2 protein-coding genes are annotated in these 2,218 nt (G+C 65.0%); both read left to right on the forward strand.

Annotation, left to right across the window (positions count from 1 at the left end; translation table 11 throughout):
- The first annotated feature begins 3 nt into the window (after positions 1–3).
- Positions 4–360 (forward strand): DUF2894 domain-containing protein, encoded by a 357-nt coding sequence (locus AC1VAN_RS19325; protein WP_480986491.1) that lies wholly within the window; start codon positions 4–6, stop codon positions 358–360.
- 279 nt (positions 361–639) lie between these two features.
- The coding region (locus AC1VAN_RS19330) for a TonB-dependent receptor (protein ID WP_480986490.1) at positions 640–2,218 on the forward strand (1,579 nt) is incomplete at its 3' end.

Raw genomic sequence — 2,218 nt, forward strand, 5'->3', positions numbered from 1 at the left:
CCTTTGGAGGGATTGCGTGCCCTGGTGCGCGACCTCGACAGCGGGTCGCGATCGCTGCTGCACTACCCGCAGGTGCCGATGCTGGACGACGTGCGCCGCGAGTGGTCCSAGCTGCGCAGCGAACTGCAGGTGCGCCRCTCGCTGCGCACCGAAGCCCCGGCGGATGGTGGCCCGCTGAACTCGGCGGTGCTGGTGCAGCGCATGCTGGACACGATGCAGGCGACCAGCCCCGGGTATCTGCGCCACTTCATCGACTATGTCGATACGCTGTCGTGGCTGCAGGCGTTGCAGGATGGTGCCGCCAGCGGCGCTGATGCAGCAAAACCCAAACGCACACGCAAGCCGCGCAACGCGGGTTGATCCCGTCGACGCTGCCACTCCGGTAGATGCCAACCTTGGTTGGCGCCTCTCGACAACACAACGCAGCGGTCCGCAGCGCCGCATGCCAACCAAGGTTGGCATCTACCCGTGGCACGGGGTTCGATGACCATGTCACCAGACAGTCATCTGTCTAGCGCACCATTTTCACGTTGATCGCGCGGCGCCCAAGGCGCCCGTGATCGCATCGCGTGTTTCCCCTTTCATCTGCCTGAGCTCCGCTTCCATGCGGCGGCTCGCGCTTGCCTGAGTGCCTGTTCCATGACCAAGACCCTGTTGGCTGCTGCGTTGTCCCTGGCCCTTGCACCGACCGCGTGGGCGCAGCAGGCGCCGTCGGCCACCGAACTCGATGCGGTTTCAGTCATCGGCAGTGGCGAGGCGCGCCAGGTGCAGCGCATCACCCGCGAGAATCTGGACATCCTGCCGCCGGGTACCAGCCTGCAGAAGACGCTCAACCTGCTGCCCGGCGTCAACGCGCAGTCGGCCGACGCGCTGGGCACCAACGAACAGTCGATGACCCTGAGCCTGCGCGGTTTCAACTCCACCCGCCTGGGCTACACGCTGGACGGCGTGCCGCTGGGCGATGGTGCGTACAACAACTACAACGGCCTGACCATCAACCGTGCGCTGATCAGCGAGAACATGGCGGGCGCCGMACTGGCGGTGGGCATCGGCAGCCTCGGCACGCCGTCCACCAGCAACCTCGGCGGCACCATTTCCTATACCTCCGACGGCCCAGCGCAGGAACTGGGCGGCCGCGTGGTGCAGACCATCGGCAGCGATGCCAACCGTCGCACCTTCGTGCGCGTGGACAGCGGCGAGTACAACGGATTCTCCGGCTACGTATCGGGCATGAACGCGGTCTCGGACCTGTGGAACGACCAGACCGCGTACAACAAATCCACTACCAAGCAGTTCAACGCGAAGGGCGTGTGGAACTTCGGCAGCGGCCAGATCACAGGTTTCGTCGACACTTCGCGGACCAGCCAGGCGGACTACTTCTACCTGTCCAAGGACGAGATGTCCCGCGGCCTGGGCTGGGACTGGGGCGGCTACGCACCGGACTGGAACAAGGCCGTGGCCAAGGCCTACTGCAACACCGCCAGCCTCAACGCGAAGAAGTGCGACAACAGCGGTCCGGACAAGGACGCCGACGGCGCATTCACCGCCGGGCAGATCCTGCGCGATGACAACCTGTACTACCTGGCCGGTGATTTCTTCCTGGCCGATGGCTTCAGCTTGCGGGCACTGGCCTACCACCACGATGACCGCGGCGAAGGCCACAACTGGAACAGCGGTGCGTGGTCCAACAAAGGCACCGCGCAGGAAATCCCGATCATCTTCCGCAACACCATCTACACCATCGACCGCGATGGYGGCACGCTGTACTTCGATTGGGAGCTGGGCGCACACCGCCTCGAAGGTGGCGTCTGGTACGAACGCAACACCAGCAGCGCCGAACGCTACCAGACGGCGGTGGACGGTCCACGCGACCTCAGCGGCATGAACACCCTGCCCTCGGATGTGGGCGTGTTCGCCCAGCGTACGCGCTGGAGGACCCACCAGTTCTTCCTGAAGGACACCTGGCGCCTGCTCGATGACCGCCTGACCCTGGAGTTCGGCGCCAAGAGCCCGCACGCCACCTCCGATGCGCAGGTGCTGCCGGGCGATGCGAAGACACCGATCCTGCCGAGCTCGAACAACCAGTTCGCCACCGGTTCGCTGAAGGCCAGCAGGAATTTCCTGCCCAGCGTGGGTGCCAACTTCCGCCTCAGCGAGCATCACGAAGTGTTCGCCAGCTACGCCGAGAACATCGCCATGTTCCAGGGCGGCTTCAAAC

Source organism: Stenotrophomonas sp. 05L44_2 (assembly GCF_056665995.1).